At 59.9% G+C, this 15,039-nt stretch carries 18 protein-coding genes; 8 read left to right on the top strand and 10 right to left on the bottom strand.

Annotation, left to right across the window (positions count from 1 at the left end):
• Window positions 1-619: 619 nt before the first annotated feature.
• Window positions 620-811 (top strand): hypothetical protein, encoded by a 192-nt coding sequence (locus tag DDD63_RS12090; protein WP_125482521.1) that lies wholly within the window; start codon window positions 620-622, stop codon window positions 809-811.
• Window positions 812-956: 145 nt separating this feature from the next.
• Here DDD63_RS12090 and DDD63_RS12560 read toward each other — a convergent pair whose 3' ends face one another.
• The 3 genes from DDD63_RS12560 to DDD63_RS10800 form a co-directional block, all read right to left on the bottom strand.
• Window positions 957-1,490 (bottom strand): hypothetical protein, encoded by a 534-nt coding sequence (locus tag DDD63_RS12560; protein WP_205647250.1) that lies wholly within the window; start codon window positions 1,488-1,490, stop codon window positions 957-959.
• Between the two features lie 35 nt (window positions 1,491-1,525).
• Window positions 1,526-1,987 (bottom strand): LD-carboxypeptidase, encoded by a 462-nt coding sequence (locus DDD63_RS12555; RefSeq protein WP_205647249.1) that lies wholly within the window; start codon window positions 1,985-1,987, stop codon window positions 1,526-1,528.
• A gap of 446 nt (window positions 1,988-2,433) precedes the next feature.
• Window positions 2,434-3,504 carry a methyltransferase domain-containing protein gene (locus DDD63_RS10800; protein ID WP_205647247.1) on the bottom strand — a complete coding sequence of 357 codons (1,071 nt, stop codon included), beginning with the start codon at window positions 3,502-3,504 and terminating at the stop codon, window positions 2,434-2,436.
• A gap of 330 nt (window positions 3,505-3,834) precedes the next feature.
• Between DDD63_RS10800 and DDD63_RS10795 the strand changes: the two genes are divergently transcribed.
• From DDD63_RS10795 to DDD63_RS10785, 3 genes are read left to right on the top strand one after another with little or no spacing between them, the layout of a single operon-like run.
• The gene (locus DDD63_RS10795; RefSeq protein ID WP_108716377.1) at window positions 3,835-4,881 is read left to right on the top strand and encodes an ADP-ribosylglycohydrolase family protein; all 1,047 of its coding nucleotides are present in this window, start codon (window positions 3,835-3,837) and stop codon (window positions 4,879-4,881) included.
• On the top strand, window positions 4,878-5,510 hold the full coding sequence (locus DDD63_RS10790) for a DJ-1/PfpI family protein (RefSeq protein ID WP_205647246.1): 633 nt from the start codon (window positions 4,878-4,880) through the stop codon (window positions 5,508-5,510). The genes DDD63_RS10795 and DDD63_RS10790 overlap by 4 nt, the downstream gene beginning before the upstream one ends.
• On the top strand, window positions 5,498-6,472 hold the full coding sequence (locus DDD63_RS10785; protein WP_108716376.1) for a PfkB family carbohydrate kinase: 975 nt from the start codon (window positions 5,498-5,500) through the stop codon (window positions 6,470-6,472). The genes DDD63_RS10790 and DDD63_RS10785 overlap by 13 nt, the downstream gene beginning before the upstream one ends.
• A gap of 66 nt (window positions 6,473-6,538) precedes the next feature.
• Here DDD63_RS10785 and DDD63_RS10780 read toward each other — a convergent pair whose 3' ends face one another.
• The 7 genes from DDD63_RS10780 to DDD63_RS10745 all read right to left on the bottom strand — a co-directional run bounded on the left by DDD63_RS10780 (window position 6,539) and on the right by DDD63_RS10745 (window position 11,287).
• Window positions 6,539-7,750 (bottom strand): alpha-amylase family protein, encoded by a 1,212-nt coding sequence (locus tag DDD63_RS10780; protein WP_240611268.1) that lies wholly within the window; start codon window positions 7,748-7,750, stop codon window positions 6,539-6,541.
• 327 nt (window positions 7,751-8,077) lie between these two features.
• Window positions 8,078-8,353 (bottom strand): hypothetical protein, encoded by a 276-nt coding sequence (locus tag DDD63_RS10775; RefSeq protein WP_108716375.1) that lies wholly within the window; start codon window positions 8,351-8,353, stop codon window positions 8,078-8,080.
• Window positions 8,340-8,573: a hypothetical protein gene (locus DDD63_RS10770; protein WP_108716374.1), complete on the bottom strand. Its 234-nt coding sequence runs from the start codon at window positions 8,571-8,573 to the stop codon at window positions 8,340-8,342. The genes DDD63_RS10775 and DDD63_RS10770 overlap by 14 nt, the downstream gene beginning before the upstream one ends.
• A 5-nt stretch (window positions 8,574-8,578) precedes the next feature.
• The gene (locus tag DDD63_RS12085; protein WP_125482520.1) at window positions 8,579-9,163 is read right to left on the bottom strand and encodes a hypothetical protein; all 585 of its coding nucleotides are present in this window, start codon (window positions 9,161-9,163) and stop codon (window positions 8,579-8,581) included.
• Between the two features lie 37 nt (window positions 9,164-9,200).
• Window positions 9,201-9,533 carry a hypothetical protein gene (locus DDD63_RS10755; protein ID WP_108716371.1) on the bottom strand — a complete coding sequence of 111 codons (333 nt, stop codon included), beginning with the start codon at window positions 9,531-9,533 and terminating at the stop codon, window positions 9,201-9,203.
• Entirely contained in the window at window positions 9,530-10,849 is a 1,320-nt protein-coding gene (locus DDD63_RS10750) for a hypothetical protein (protein WP_108716370.1), read from the bottom strand. Before DDD63_RS10750 ends, DDD63_RS10755 begins: the two co-directional genes overlap by 4 nt.
• Window positions 10,850-10,858: 9 nt before the next feature.
• The gene (locus tag DDD63_RS10745) at window positions 10,859-11,287 is read right to left on the bottom strand and encodes a hypothetical protein (protein WP_108716369.1); all 429 of its coding nucleotides are present in this window, start codon (window positions 11,285-11,287) and stop codon (window positions 10,859-10,861) included.
• Between the two features lie 645 nt (window positions 11,288-11,932).
• On the opposite strand from DDD63_RS10745, the gene DDD63_RS10740 reads away from it, so the two are divergent.
• From DDD63_RS10740 to DDD63_RS10725, 4 genes are all read left to right on the top strand, one after another.
• Entirely contained in the window at window positions 11,933-12,565 is a 633-nt protein-coding gene (locus DDD63_RS10740) for a TetR/AcrR family transcriptional regulator (RefSeq protein ID WP_240611267.1), read from the top strand.
• Window positions 12,566-12,712: 147 nt separating this feature from the next.
• On the top strand, window positions 12,713-13,471 hold the full coding sequence (locus DDD63_RS10735) for an ABC transporter ATP-binding protein (RefSeq protein ID WP_108716368.1): 759 nt from the start codon (window positions 12,713-12,715) through the stop codon (window positions 13,469-13,471).
• Window positions 13,472-13,569: 98 nt separating this feature from the next.
• Entirely contained in the window at window positions 13,570-14,199 is a 630-nt protein-coding gene (locus tag DDD63_RS10730) for an ABC transporter permease (RefSeq protein ID WP_108716367.1), read from the top strand.
• Between the two features lie 124 nt (window positions 14,200-14,323).
• The gene (locus tag DDD63_RS10725) at window positions 14,324-14,923 is read left to right on the top strand and encodes a TetR/AcrR family transcriptional regulator (RefSeq protein WP_108716366.1); all 600 of its coding nucleotides are present in this window, start codon (window positions 14,324-14,326) and stop codon (window positions 14,921-14,923) included.
• The last annotated feature ends 116 nt before the right edge of the window (window positions 14,924-15,039 follow it).

Below are 15,039 nucleotides of genomic sequence, written 5' to 3'. Positions count from 1 at the left end.
AAGCTTTCTTTGTCTAGTCTTTGTCTAGTCTTTTCTTGTCAGGTTTCTCTTGCAGAGCGAAGTTGGTATGCCGTCCGGGCTCCCCGAGGCGTGAAACACTCCTCCTGATTGGGAGACCGGCGCAGCATGCCATACCGTCATTGTTCGAGATGAATGACGTTCAGGGCAAGAGGAAGAAGAGACCGACTGCCTGCCACGTAGAACACGAGGAATCCTCCGACAGCCGATCAGATACCAGCCTGACCACACGTTCCCGATACTCCTGCGAATACTTCCTTGGCCTACTCCTATCCTCTCAAAAGCAGCTAGGAACAAAACCCAGGACGCTTCAAAAGGCCCTTTGTGGGTGCTGGTGGGTGTGGTCGTCGGGTGCGGTGTTGGATTGCCGACGACGGCGGGGCGCCCCCACCGGTCACTGCGCTGCTGTCGGGTGATGTGTTGCTCGGGCTATGGATCTGCTCCGAGTTATTCTTGTGATTCTGTGAAGAAGCCGGGCACCGGTGAAAAACCCGGAGCAGATCCATAGTCGTCGAATAGATATACGACCTGACTTGTGCCATTCGGCGTGCTGTGGTGTCGTGTGGTATGGGGTAGCAGGATTTCTAGGGTTTGTGGGGTGATGGCAATGGTTGCCCCCCAGTTTGGGATCGACTACGAGGATTCCTCGGATTCGTGGGGCGATGGTTTGGCGTGGAGTTCAGCCACTTTGCCGCTAGGAGGATTCCTCGGATTCGTGGGGCGATGGGGTCGTGAATGGTGCCTGCTATGGGACCGGCTGCCACATCTGATGCTGCGTCTTACTGCATGCTAGAAGCACGATTGCCTGGTCTTACTGTTGTGTCAAGAGACCCGCGCGATTTCTGCTTTGTCGGCGTCGATAGGTACGCAGTTACGTACCACGGGCAGGTAGTCACTCATTCCATTCGGGGCGACGATGTAGGTACTCAGGAGAGTTGCTAGCGCTCCGCAAAGGTTATGACTTGCTCTTCCGCGTCGACCGTCGCATCTACGCCGAATGGGAGGATGCATCGCGGTTGGGCGTGCCCGATATTGATATTGCAGACAATCGGCAAGTCGGGAGTGTCAATCACTTCCACCAGCGCACTCTTGTATTCCTCGTCGTAGGTCCTATCCATGGGCTTACCGACCAGCACGCCCGAAACGACGTCGAAAACCCCGGCCTCTCGCAGGAAAGCCAAGGCTCTCCTGTATTTCGTCGGGGGCATCTTCTCCTCGCTGGATTCGAGAAGAAGAATTCTTCCTTCCCAGTCACCGGCTCCGGGGAACAGGTGGTACTTGCGGCAGAGCTCGGGCTCATCGGGATAGCGGTTGCCGTCGAAGATGTAGTACAGAGAGTCAATGCATCCACCCAGTATTTTGCCGGAGAAGGTTGCGCGCCCCTGCAGTAATTCGAACCCGCTATCCGCGTGCGATGGCGCCTGTGTGCCAATCTGGTCGGGCCCGAAACTTGCCCTTTCCTCGTACCACACGGTGCTTGGTCGGATTTCCCGGATGGTGCCGCTCGTTAGCAATTCTTCGAAGTATGTACGGCTGTAGGGTACATCTCGGGTCCGAGTTCGCAGATATCGCTGATAAAACTCTGACCGTAGAACGAGCGCAAACCCACCTTGTGCAGCATGAGGTGGTTGATCGTCGTGTCGGAGAAGCCGAGAAAGACCTTGTCGCGCACCGCATCTTGCAGTTGATTATGGTCGAAGAGGTATGGCAGTAGGCGGTAGGTGTCATCACCACCGATGGCGCAGAGGATCATGTCGATCTCCGGATCGCGAAATGCCTGCAGGAGATCGGCTGCCCTTTTTTCTGGGTGATTCTTGACGTAGTCCAGCCCCTTGAGTGCGTGGGGCATGAACCTAACGGTGAGTCCGTAGGCGCGAAGCCTGCGCAGTCCGATCTCTACCTCGTGTGAGATGAAGTCTTCGCCCAAGATGCCGTTGGAGAGGCTGACAATTCCAACCGTTCTTAACATCTGGCTCTCCCATCGGGCGTGCTACGCGAGCATAAGTAGATTTTGGGAGAGGATACCACAGGGCCATTAGCCGCGCGAGGTGGGACGTCCGCGTGTACCAGGAGGGAGTGTTTTGGCCGAGCCACCACCCGTACAGTGGGACGTCCGCGTGTACCAGGAGGGAGGACGGTGCTTGGTCCCAGGTTGATCCCATTAGCCGCGTGAGGGGGACGTCATGTGAATCTCTATGTATTGGTGGTGCCAGATGGGCAGTGCCGGTGCCCGGAACGGCAACAGCGCAAGGGATGAAACAACACCGCGAGGGGCGAAAACATGGCGGAAACGCTCCGTAGCGTCAATATTCGAAGTGAGAGCATCACAGGAAGCGCTGGCTGGTGGGGAAGAAAGGGGTGCAGGCTGGCGGAGAAGAGCAGCTAGCACAAGGCGCTGGCCCAGAAAGGAAGATCCTAACTCCGTACCAGCAAAACAAGTGTCTCAACATGGTCGGTGTGCGGAAACATATCGAAAACACGGGCACGGATGGGAGTGAAGGCGGGCATGGCGCGGAGATCTCTCACGAGTGAATCCGGGTTACAACTCGAATATAGGACCGCGCCGGCGTTTGAGTCGTTCAGCCAGTGGGACAGTTGCCCGATTCCGCGTCGAGGTGGATTGACGATGACGAGCTCGGGAGCGGAGCCGGAGGGTGCTTGCGAAGCATCACCCTCCCTGAAGTCGACGTCGTCGCTCAACCCGGCGTCCGCGGCAGCAAGCTTCGCGCCATGGACGGCCGGGCCGGAAATCTCAACGCCGGTGACGCGCCGCCCGGGGCGTGCGCAGTACAGGGCAAAGCCGCCCACGCCGCAGAACATATCCCACACGGTGCGTGGAGCGAGGTCATCGGTCCACTTGCGGGCAGTTTCATACAGTCCCCGGGCAACGGCGGTATTCGTCTGGAAGAAGGACTGGGGCGGAAGGAACAAGGTGATGTCACCCAGCTTGAAGGGGAGTGCGTTGGCACTCCCAAGAACTATTTCCTCTTTTCCTTCCGGCACGGCCTTGCGTTCGGGAAGTAGATTGGCGGTGACCACCTCAAGATTCGGAAACTGATCGCGCAGCCAGGGCAGGTGTTTCCGTATCCGGACAATCGGTTCAGTAGAACGCAAAACGAAGCGAATCATGAGTAGCCCGGCGGGAGCTCCAGTCACGATGATGTTCTTGAGTTCACCCCGTCCACTCGGCACGTGAAAAGGGGTGAGCTGCGCACGGCGTATGAAGGCGGATAGGACGGGGAAGGAATCCGCGACGGCAGCTTCGTAGAGTTCACAGCCGGTGAGATCGACGCCGGTGAAGGTTGGCGAAAGGATTCCCAGGGTCGGCTGCTGCACAGTGCCGCCGATCATGAGTTTCGCCTTATTGCGGAAGTGTGACTCGGCACTTTCGAATGGGGGCAGCCAGTTCAGGTTGGGCCACCGGGCGAGTGCGTCGCGCAATGCCGAGTCTTTGGCAGCGAGTTGTGCGGCGTAGGCCTCTCCCATTCGTGTGCATGAGTGGCATGAACCGCGATCAAAATAGGAACACTGCACGCAGTAAGGGTAGCGGATCGGGGCCCACGCTGAGCACCTTCGAGAACTGATCGGACAAGGCGTTGATGCTCGGTGTGGTGATTGCTTCGGAGGGCGATGAAACGGGACGCCGGGTCGCGTTACACGCGCCGGGCGGGATTATGCATGACGGGCTTGCGTCACGGGCGAGGGCTTGCGTCACGGCGAGAGCTTGCGTTATACGCGCCGGGCTGCGTTATGCACGGCAAGGAACGATCAGGAAGAATGTGGAACAGTTGTGGTGGTAGCGATAGGGGATGTCATATGGTCACCGAAACTTCGAAGACGCAACGGAATGTCGTCGCCGAAACAGCCGCCGATAGAGCCCTCGCCGCGTTGCAGGGTCTTGCTCTCGGTGATGCCCTCGGTATGCCGACGCAATCGATGAGTCCGCGGGAGATCAGCGATGCCTACGGGCAAATCACCGGGTTGCGCGACGCCGTCGCCACGCAACCCATTGCGCCGGGGATGCCCGCCGGATCGGTGACCGACGATACCGAGCAGGCGTTACTGCTTGCCGATCTCTTGCTCTCAGGGCGTGGGCACATTGATTCCCGGGCCTACGCGGATACGCTGCTCGCCTGGGAGGATGATATGCGGGCGCGTGGTTCGCTGGATCTGCTTGGACCGTCCACCAAGGCCGCATTGGAGCAGGTTCGCGCGGGAGCCGATCCGAATGAGACCGGACGGTACGGTACCACGAATGGTGCAGCCATGCGCGTCACGCCGGTGGGCATCGCCTACTCGCTCGCTGATCGGGAGGCCTTCGCCGCTGCGGTGCGCGAATCCTGCGTCGTTACACACGACACTCGGCAGGGATGGGAGGGAGCGGCTCTGGTCGCCGCCGCAGTCTCGGCTGGGATCGATGGTGCGGATGTGCCGGAGGCGATAGATATCGCGCTCGATGTGGTGGCATCACTGCCGGGCTACGGCTGGTGGGCACCGAATGCCTCGGTAGTCGCTCGGGCACAAGTGATGTTGCATGCCAGTTCCACCCTGCATGGCGCCGAATTGGCAGACTTCCTGCGCGACGTCGTCGGGACATCCGTTGAATCAACGGAGGCCATTCCGGCCGCATTGGTGCTGGCACGCGAGTACGCTGATGCGCCGCTGGAAGGCTTGTGCCGTGCCGCCGAACTAGGAGGCGATACGGATACCATCGGCGCAATGGCAGGTGCAATTCTTGGAGCCGGAACCGGCACCGGTGGGCTGCCGGCTGGCGAAGTGGGCGCCGTCGTCGCGCAATCGGAACTCGATCTGGTGGGTATTCGTGACGGGCTGATGGCGATTCGGAAGGCGGGCGTGCGGTGACGGAGGGGCAGGATATTCGGCACTCGTGGACGCACGCCGATGCCTCAGCGGCGGCTTCAGCGGGGCGTCGCACTGATATCAATATCGTGCTGTACGAAGGTTTCACGGCACTGGACGTGTTCGGACCGGTTGAAGTGCTGGGTGACGTCGAAGACTTCCGCCTGCGCTATGTTTCGCTTGCGGGCGGCATTGTTACCAACCGCCAGTTGATTCGCTTGGAAACAGAGGCGCTGGATACAGTGGCGCGCGGCCAGATTGTGTTGGTTCCGGGAGGCCTTGGCAGCCGGAAGATCATCAAAGATGCGCGCTTCATTGCCGCGTTGCGGCAGCTGGTGGACGAAGCAGACTACGTACTGTGTGTCTGCACGGGGTCGGCTCTGGTGGCGGAAACTGGTGTGCTCAACGGCCGAAAGGCGACTACGAATACGAGAGCCTTCCACTGGGTGGCGGATGGACATCCGGCGGTGGAGTGGGTTCGCGGTGTTCGCTGGGTGGCCGACGGAAAGTACTACACTTCGGCGGGTGTTTCCGCGGGTATTGACATGGCCTTGGGCTTTGTCGGTGATCGTTATGGGCTCGCGGCGGCGCGGGACATCGCTGAGCGAATGGAGTATCGATGGGTCGAGTGATTCATACCGGACAGGTTGTTATTGACTTGACGCTGCGGTTGAAGGCGTTGCCGGAACCGGGCGGTGACGTGTTTGCCGACGACGCCGACATGCACGCCGGAGGAGGCTACAACGTGCTGTACGCCGCACGGCAGCTCAAAGTGGAGACGGTGTTTGCCGGGACTACGGGATCGGGACCGTTCACCGAGGTGGCGGTTGAGGAGCTTTCGGCTATCGGTGTGCGGCATGTGGGTGCGTATGTGCCGGGTGACCTCGGCTATTGCGTGGCAATCACGGATGCGAATGCCGAGCGGACATTCATCTCCATCCGGGGCGCCGAGACCCGCGACCCGCTTGACGCCTTTGACGCCTTGGCGTTCGAAGCGGACGACGTGCTGTATATCAGCGGTTACTCCCTGGAGAACTCCGGGAATCGCAGGTCATTGGAACGTTTGGTGGAACGGTTGACGGGAACTGTGCCCTGCCGCGTGGTTTTCGATGTGTCTCCGGTGGTCGGCGAGGCACCGCTTGAGGCCTTGGAGAAAATCTCCGGACTGCATCCGCTGTGGTCGGTGAACGAACGTGAAGCAGCGATTTTGGCACAGCGCCTGGGGATCGAGGAGGCTGGGGAAGCGGCATCGAGCGGTAGCGATGCAGTGGTGGCACCGGAGGCGACTCGGGCACGGGCGTTATCGTCCCGGTTGGGGGAAGTGCTTGTGCGGGCCGGCTCTTTGGGAGCATGGTACTGCGTCGACGGCGGGGAAGCGGTTCACTTCCCGCCGTTGCCCGTTCAGGCGGTGGATTCGAACGGTGCCGGGGATGCGCACTCGGGAGTGCTGTGCGCGGCTCTGGCACGTGGCATGGACCTGGCGGAGGCCCTGCGCTGGGCGAATGTGGCCGGCGCGCTTTCCACCACCGCCTATGGCCCGGCTACCTGCCCGAGTGAGGCACGCATCCGCGAGGCAGTTGGACTGCTGCGGTGACCGAGACTACTACCCGCTTCGCACGGGTTCTCAATGCGCAGAGTGTGTACGTCGGGAGCACGAAACTCAGGCACCTGCCCAGTGGAAGGGGGATGCGCGAGCGGCATCCCACGGTGCTGCGGTTGCCTCGGGCAGGTCGACGTCGTCGACAATCCAGACTTCGGGGCGTGGGTCGAGTTGGACGCGCACCCGTAGGCCCCCGCTGGTGCCATCGGACGGATGGATCGTGTACTCGATCCACAGGTTATCTTTGCCGACTACCTCAACTCGACCGTTTGCGAGCCAGTGATGGCGCCGCCGTAAGCCGATGAGTTCCTGATAGAGCCGATACATCCACTGGCCGTGTGGGTAGAGCTCGGCGGGCGATGCGGGCAAGGGGGTGCGGATTTCGTCGTCGGCGTGGTAGCTTTCCAACTTGCGGCCTCGGAAACCCTGCTCGTCCCCGTAGTATACGGAGGGCATGCCGGGTAGAGTGAAGAGGATTGCTGCGGCTAATGCCGCTTTCTCCTCTCCTACCTCGGTAGCAATACGTGTGACGTCGTGATTGCCGATGAAGGTTTGCGGGATGAAGGTTTCTAGCAGTTCGTTGTGGCGCCGCAACGTCCATTCCAGTTCCCAGAAGTTGGCCTCTTTGAGTGAACTCCAGATTGCCTTCCACAGTTCGTACTGGGTGAGTGTGTCAAGAGTGCTTTCGCGTATGAACCCTGCGTAGTCACCGTGGATGACTTCCCCGAGGAATAACGCACGGGGGAATTCAGATCGCACTCGCTGCGTAACATCGCGCCAGAAGTCGGTAGGTACGGAATAGGCGACGTCGAGCCGCCAGCCGGCGATTCCGCGGCGAAGCCAGTGAAGCATGACGTCCGTGACCAGTGCGCGGATTGTTTCGCTGGAGTGGTCAAGAGTGACGAGTTCGCTGTGTCCCTCCCAGCCGGAGGAGTCAGAGACCAGTTCGTCCGCGCGTGGATGGGTGGCTGCCACATGGTTGAAAACGCCGTCGAGCATAAGAGATAGCCCCCGTTGCTGGCACGCGCTGACGAAGTGGTCGAAATCGGCGTCATCGCCCAGGCGCGGGTCAATCCGGAAGTGGTCGAGGGTGTCATACCCATGGGATATAGAGTCAAAGATTGGGCCGAGGATGATGCCGGAGCAGCCGAGTTCGATGGCGTAGTCGAGCCACGCCTCCAAGTGTGCAAACCGGTGTGTGACTTCTGGGGCTGCTTCTGCTGGGCGATTCCGAATGGGGGCGCCGAGCGCACCGAGGGGTATACGTGCCACCAGATACCGTCGGTTAGAAGAGTCATGTGACAACCAGCTCCATCCTTATTGACTGCGACTCAATAACACTTCGAGTGTAGCGCACTGTGGGCGAGGAGAAAAGACAAACGTGCGGATAGGGGGAGGAAAGAATGACGTGCGGAACTGGTGGTCGGACGGTCAGGTGTTGGTGGGGTTTGGTTTATAGGATTCCTCTGGTTCGCTGGTGGGGCGGCGAGTGTGCGTCTCATGGTTCTTATGGTTCGTCTGTTGGGTCGGGGCAGCGTGGTTCGTCCGTTGCTGGTGAGGGGATGTTGGGTGGGAGGGTTTGCCGGGTTGATATTTGTTTTAGGAGGCAGGGGTCGATCTCGAATCCGGGTTCGGGTTCGAAACAGAAACCGGCGGAACCGCCAGAGCCGATGAGTTCTGGATCGCGATCATCTTCTTCTGGGTGATGGAGAGGAGAGTGAAGGTACCAACTCCGGGATGGGACACGGACTCCCCCACCTGGAGCGTCTTATTGATGCCGTCGGTCTTGCGGCCTCCGCTGATCGTCGCTTTTCTGATGCCGTTTTCAATACGCACGCCGGAGACCGTGTAGTTGGCGGTGTCAGGGGGCGCCAAGTTGGAAGCGGGTCCGTTCTATCAGGCCGACGGGGATCCCGTTGGTGCAGGCGGCCTTGTCTGGTGGGATGGTGATGGGTGTGCGTGGGGTGGTTGGTGTGTGGTCCGGGGTGGTGGCCGAGCTAGTCGACGTGGTCTCCTGGCTGGCCTGCCAGCCGCAGGCGGCGAGCCCCAATAGGAGCCCGGTCAGGGTGGTAAGTGTCCGTCTGATGGTTCTCATGGTTCTTATGGTTCGTCGGTTGGGTCGGGGCAGCGTGGTTCGTCTGCGGCTGGTGAGGGGATATTCGGCGGGAGGGTCTCTCCGGTGAACATTTCCTTCACGAGGCAAGGGTCGATCTCAAATCCGGGTTCGGGCTCGAAACAGAAACTTGCCGAGCCGCCGAAACCAGTAGGTCGTGGGGTAGTGGTCCAGGGGTTGATGCCGACAAGGGTGAAGGTACCGACGCCGGGCTGGGTGACAGACTCCCCGACCTGAAGGTCTTGATTGATGCCGCTGGCGGTGTTGCCGCCGCTGATATTGGCTCTCCTGATGCCGTTTTCAATACGCACGCCAGAGACGGTGTAGCTCATGTCGTCTGGGGGGACGCTAAGCTGGGAGCGGGTTCCTTCGCTGATGCCGAAAGGTATGCCGTTGGTGCAGGCGGCCTTGTCCGGTGGGATTGTGATCGGTGTGGGTGGGGTGGTTGGTGTGCGGTCCGGGGTAGTGGTTGAGCTGGTGGGTGTGCTCGGGGTGGTCTCCTGGCTGGCCTGCCAGCCGCAGGCGGCTAGGCCCAGCAGGAGCCCGGCCAGGGCGGTCAGTGTGCGTCTCATGATTCGCCTCTTTCTTCAAGATGTGCTCCGCGACTAGTCAGCTGAGAAGTGCAGGGTTGATGGTGAATCCGGGTGCGGGTTCGAAGGCGAAGGTGGCAATCCCACCTCCCCCGGTGCGGCCGGGAGTGCGAATATGCACGCGAATATGCACCAAGGTGAAGGTCCCGACTCTGGGATGGGTAACCGACTCTCCGACCTGCAGGGTCTGGTCGATACGAGCGCGACCGTTCCCGCTCCGAATATGTGCTTGCTGGGTGCCGTGCTCAACCCGCACGCCGGATACGGTGTAGCTGGGCCCGTTCGGGGCAACGCCGAGATGAAGAAGAGTGTTCTCTTGAATGGGGATGAGAATGCCGGTGGGGTGCTTCATGGAATGGTTCCTATGTCGACCTGGCCGTAATACTGTTCAAATTCTGCCCAAGATAGGTGGAAGGTGCCGTCCGCATCGTCGCCGCTTGGAGTTCCATTTCGCCCCCAGGGATTGCGAAGCGTCACACCAGAGGCGTCGGCAGAGACGACGGTGTAGGCGTGCGAGCCGTACAGGTAGATCTCCTGTTGGCTTCCATCCGGTAAAGATGCAGTAACAAGCGCTTTGCCGTCGCTATCGAAAGTGCCGTCTGGAACGACGGTGGTCGAAGCGATGGCGGGACGGTGGCTTCTGCTAGCGTCGATAATCTCGGCGCGCTCGGCGGCCCCATAAGCGTTGCCTGAGCCGAGGATTGATGTAGCCTCCATGCCGGTGATATCTTTCAATACCTCGGGGCCGGAGGTGCCACTCATACCGGCTGGGCCGCCCAGGGTGCCGCCGGGGTGCAGTTGACCGTAGGCGGACTCGAAAATCGATGCAACACTGGTCTGGTAGCTGCGTCCTGTAGCACCCCTGGTGTAGATGTCGGTGACGAGCACTTGCTGCTCGGCGTCGGCGTCCGGGTTCAGGGGGTCGTCATAAATCGTCACCAGGTAGCCGTCCTGCTTTCCACTAGCGTCATAGTGCGGAGTAATGCAGGAGGCGAGCCATTCCCGCCCCTCCGGATACTGCATCACCGAGGCCAAGCTGGCCAGATAGGTGCAGTCTCCGATCATGTGTTGCTCGATTTCTTCCGGATCCATGTGTAGCAACTGGCCGTTGATTCGCTCAATGTCTTCTTGGCTCAAGGGCTCTTGTGAACCGACATCCACACCACTGGCGTTGTAGTTGACCGGCTCAATATCCAGTGAGTTGCGCAACTCGGCACCGCACTGCTCGGCCGCCTCCTCCAGCGAGGTGAGGTACCGATTGTAATCCTCCAGCAGAAAGGTGACTTGCGGAAGCAGCTGAAGGTAGGTGGGAACAAACTCCAATGCCGAGGCGCTGGCGAGCTGCGCATCCAGCGCCTCCAACTCGGCCTGCACATTGGCCGCGAGTCGCTTGTACTCGGCCATGATATAGCCGTAATTCTCCAGGGAGCTCGCCGCCTTCCCCAGGCCTCCTTCTAAGCGTGCAACGGCCGACTTCTGTTCGGACATGGCGGACTGAAAGGCGTCGGCAGATGCGCCGTACCAATCGGGAGTCATCCGTTCGCCGTAGCGCAGATCGCCATGGGCCTGCTCGGCTTCCTCCCCGGCCGTGCGGACTTCTCGCGCATAGCGGGCCACCTCGGCCGGGTCGCCCGGCACATCCCCAATCAAGTTACTGAAATACGACATGAGGCATTCCTAGTGGTCGCGGTGATCGTTGCCGGTGAAGATCTGTGACCAGGGCGATTCCCCGGTGGCGTGTGCCCGTGCAAGCTGCGCCGGAACTGCCAAGACAAGACCGGGGGTGAAGGGCGAGATACCCGGGGGTAGCGTTGAGAGGACGGAATTCCTTTGCGCCCAGTCACGTGCCACATCCTCGTCAGTCTGGCCTACAAACTTCGCCGTGTAGTCCACCGCGTCGGCTGTCTTCTCACACCACGCGGCGGCCTGCGTAACACGTTCCTGGTGTGCTTCGCCAAAAGTGGCCGCAGAATCCTGCAGACTCGGAAAACCCAAACCGGATCCCGGAACCTGAGGAGAAGTCCCCGATCTCAGATCGTCTCCGACAGTGAGCAGATGTGCGCGCAGATTCTCCATCTGGTCCACGTCGAGCCTAATGTCACCCATATGAGTCTCCTATTCCGAAGTGAGAAATGAGCAGTGAGAAAACTAGAACAGGTATTCCGCTGTGAATGAATCATAACAGACGCTGGGTGATTGCGGAATGGATCACCAGACTCCCGGAAGGAAGCCGGATGAAGTGCAACCGATATGAGATGTTGTGCATTGCGATGGTAGCGTTACCGCGTTACTGCAGGTCAGAGGACGAAGTGTGCGATGTATGGCGCCGACGACCATACCGTTGAGGCCTCCGGCTGTACCCAAGGTTAACCTCCAACAGAACTGAGAATGTGATCTAACTCGCAGACTTTTGGGATGCTGCGAACTCGACCAAGGGGCTAGAAGCATGCGCAGGGATATGAGGTTCACGGCGGAAATGTGGAACCATTGCAGGTAGTTGAACGGCGGCGACACGAGGAACCGTGCTCCCAGGAATTATGGCGACACGGAGAATCACGCCACCGTACAGCAAATCGTGCCGCCGCGCAGGAATCCGTGGCGACACGGCGAATTGTGGCGACACGCATGAGCCACATCGGCAGCTGGAAGTAGGCCAACACGCATGGACAAGACCAACGCACGACGAACTGCGCGAGCCGGTCTACCGAACCACCGGTGGGTATGCCGGTCCGGAAGAGAGGAGCTTGCGGTATGAGCCCCAACGATCACGAGGGTCCCGACAACGGCGCTCCCCACCACGTGCGTCGTCGGATGGACGTGGAAGAACGCAAGACGGCGATCCTCAAAGCGGCGCGCGAAGCTTTTGCCAGTGGCTCGTATTCCACGGTCTCCGTGGCGGCCATCGCCCGGCGAGCGGCTACCTCGCAGGCGTTGATATTTCACTACTTCGGTTCCAAAGCCCAGCTATATGCGGCGGTTGTCCGCAGCGAGATTGAACAACTCGCCGCCGCACAGCGCGAGGCGGTTGATCGGCTTGGGAATGTATCTGCCCGCGAGCAGGTGCGAGAAACGCTGCTGATCTATCTGACCTACATCGCTGAGCATCCGCAGGGCTGGGCATCGCCACTTGTCGGAGGAATGGAACCTCCCGAAGCCGTCGCGGTGCGGGGCGAGGCACGCGCGCGCTACGTCGAGGCGTTACGCGAATTACTAGGCGTGGAGGCGTGGCCGCGGCACGAATATGCCCTGTGGGGGTATTTCGGGTTCCTCGATGCGGCGTGTTTGGCCTGGGCCAATGCCGACTGTCCGGACGATGATCGCTATTCGCTCATTGATGCGTGCCTAGGTGCTCTGGAAGGAGCTCTCGGAGACTGGACACGCTGAAGTGGACGACGTCGGCACCGCCCTGGCACTCACGAAATTCATCAGTAGCCGCGGGCTCTCTTCAATGCCCTATGTTCCGGGCAGATTTGACTGCCTAGAAATTCATCAACACTAGTTAGCTCGGCGTGCTCTTCCTATGCTGGTCGCATGGCGAGAGAAGTAGTTACCAGAGCAGTAGAAACAGAAGCAGAGACGACGGCGTCGGTGCGTATCCGGGGCCTGCACGTTCGGAGGGGGCGCACCCTCGTCCTGCCGGGTCTTTCTGCTGATATTGCTCCGGGTAGGATTACGGGCTTGCTCGGCCCTTCCGGCTCAGGAAAATCCACTCTCATTCGGTCTATTGCGGGAGTGCAACGCATCGAGTCGGGAGAAGTCACCGTGTATGGAGTTCCTGCAGGGAGCCGGGACGCCTCCCGGCAGATCGGGTATATGACGCAGGCTTCTTCGATCTATGCCGATCTTACGGTGCGGGAGAATCTAGCGTACTGGAGTCAAATAGCAGGCGCTGATCGGCATGCAATCGACCGCTTAATCGAGACTCTGGATCTGGCAGGCGTCGCCGGACAGTTGGGCGGCGATCTCTCCGGCGGGCAGGCCTCGCGAGTGTCACTGGCCTGTGCACTTATCGGAGACCCGCCTTTGCTCCTTCTGGATGAACCGACAGTTGGGCTTGACCCGGTGTTGCGGGAGGGCATCTGGGACATTCTGCGGGGGCGGGCTGCAACCGGCGTTACAATCCTTGTTTCCTCGCATGTGATGGACGAAGCTGATCGGTGCGACGACCTCATCCTCATCCGGCAGGGGCATATCCTCGCCAGCGGTACTCCGGATGAGATTCGCTCCCGGACGGGTACCAGCACTCTTGACGCGGCATTTCTCGCTCTGATCAAAGGAGAGGCAGCATGAGGCTCACATTTTCCACTGCCAACCGAGTTTTGCATCAGATTCGGCACGATCTAAGAACCCTGGCAATCGTCGCCGTCGTACCCTTGGTTCTCGTCTAGTTGCTGTATGAACTGTTCGACGGCGAAGAGCCGCTGGTCTCCCGTATCGAACTCACAATGCTGGCTGTGTTGCCACTGACCCTTATGTTTCTCCTCACCGCGGTCGCCACTGTGCACGAGCGGTCTTCGGGAACGTTGGAGAGACTCATGGCCTCTCCGATTCGGCGCGGTGACATCGTCCTCGGGTATGCCGCAGCCTTTGGGCTGTTGGCCGTTGTGCAGTCGACGCTTATGACCGGCTTCTGCTACTGGGTGTTGGATATGCAGTTGGTCGGCGGTCTCGCCTTCGTTCTCCTGCTTTCCTTGGTAACCGCCATGGTGGGCATTGCGCTGGGCCTGTTTGCATCAGCCGTCTCCCGCAGTGAGTTCCAGGCGGTCCAGCTTATGCCAGTATTCGTTATCCCGCAGATTCTACTGTGCGGACTGTTTGGGAGTCGGGATGATATGGCCGGTTGGCTGCGTGCGCTGTCCAACTTCATGCCAGCCAGTTGGTCGGTGGAAGCACTTGATGTGGTTGCGTCGTCGGAAACTCTAACCGGTCACTACTGGACAAGCCTCGGCGTTGTGGCGGCATTTGCGGCAATAGCCCTTTTGCTGGCCACCATGACCCTCAAGCGCCGGACTCGATGAGTGGTGGACACGGTAGATTCGCAGCCGTCGGCCCCCGTGGCGGCTGCGGCGCAAGCCGGACTCGATGAGTGGATGCGGCAGATTCACACTAGGACTTTGTAAGAAGACGCAGTAGGTTGGCACTATGACTCGGCGTGGACGAAGGCCTGGATCGCCGGATACGCGCGGTGTAATCGCAACGGCGGCGCACCGGTTGTTCATGGAGCGCGGCTACATCGAAACGTCAATGCGGGCCGTGGCCCGGGAAGCAGGAGTAGATCCTGCCCTGATACACCACTATTTCGGCTCCAAGACGCAGTTGTTCTTCGATGCGATGGGCTTCGATATGGACACCGATGCGATGGCCGCCTTCATTTTGGCCGGTGGTCCCAGGCAAATCGGGCGGCGTCTCGTCACTTTTCTCATTGCGGTGTATGAAGGTGACATCGGACAGCAGATACTCTCCACACTCGTGTCCGGAATAGAAGTCGCGCAACTCTACATGGTGGCGGTGTCACGTCGGTTGGAGGAAGTGGCGGAGAGAATTCTGCCCAGCCACACCACGATTCGCAGGGAGTGTGTGGCACAGATCGAGTCGATTATCGCCGGGCTGGTTTTGCTGCGCTATGTGGCACGCCTTGAGCATGCGGTGGCTCTGTCCCCGCAGAGAGTCGTTGTTCTTTATGGAGATCTTGTGCAGCAGGTCATCGATAGAGGGCTCGCCGGTGCCAGGGAACACAAGTAAGGAGAGAAAAGCCGGAACGGCCCGATTCTCCTTCTGCTCTATGACCAGGAGTTTTCTGCGGCGCGCCACGGATCTAGGAAAGTAATTTCCGTGTTCTGTGTGCCTTTTGTCACTGA

Source organism: Actinobaculum sp. 313, assembly GCF_003073475.1.
In the GTDB taxonomy this organism is placed as follows: Bacteria; Actinomycetota; Actinomycetes; order Actinomycetales; family Actinomycetaceae; genus Asp313.
The sequence above is the reverse complement of the archived record's forward strand: the minus strand, read 5'-3'. Positions and strand labels throughout refer to the sequence as shown.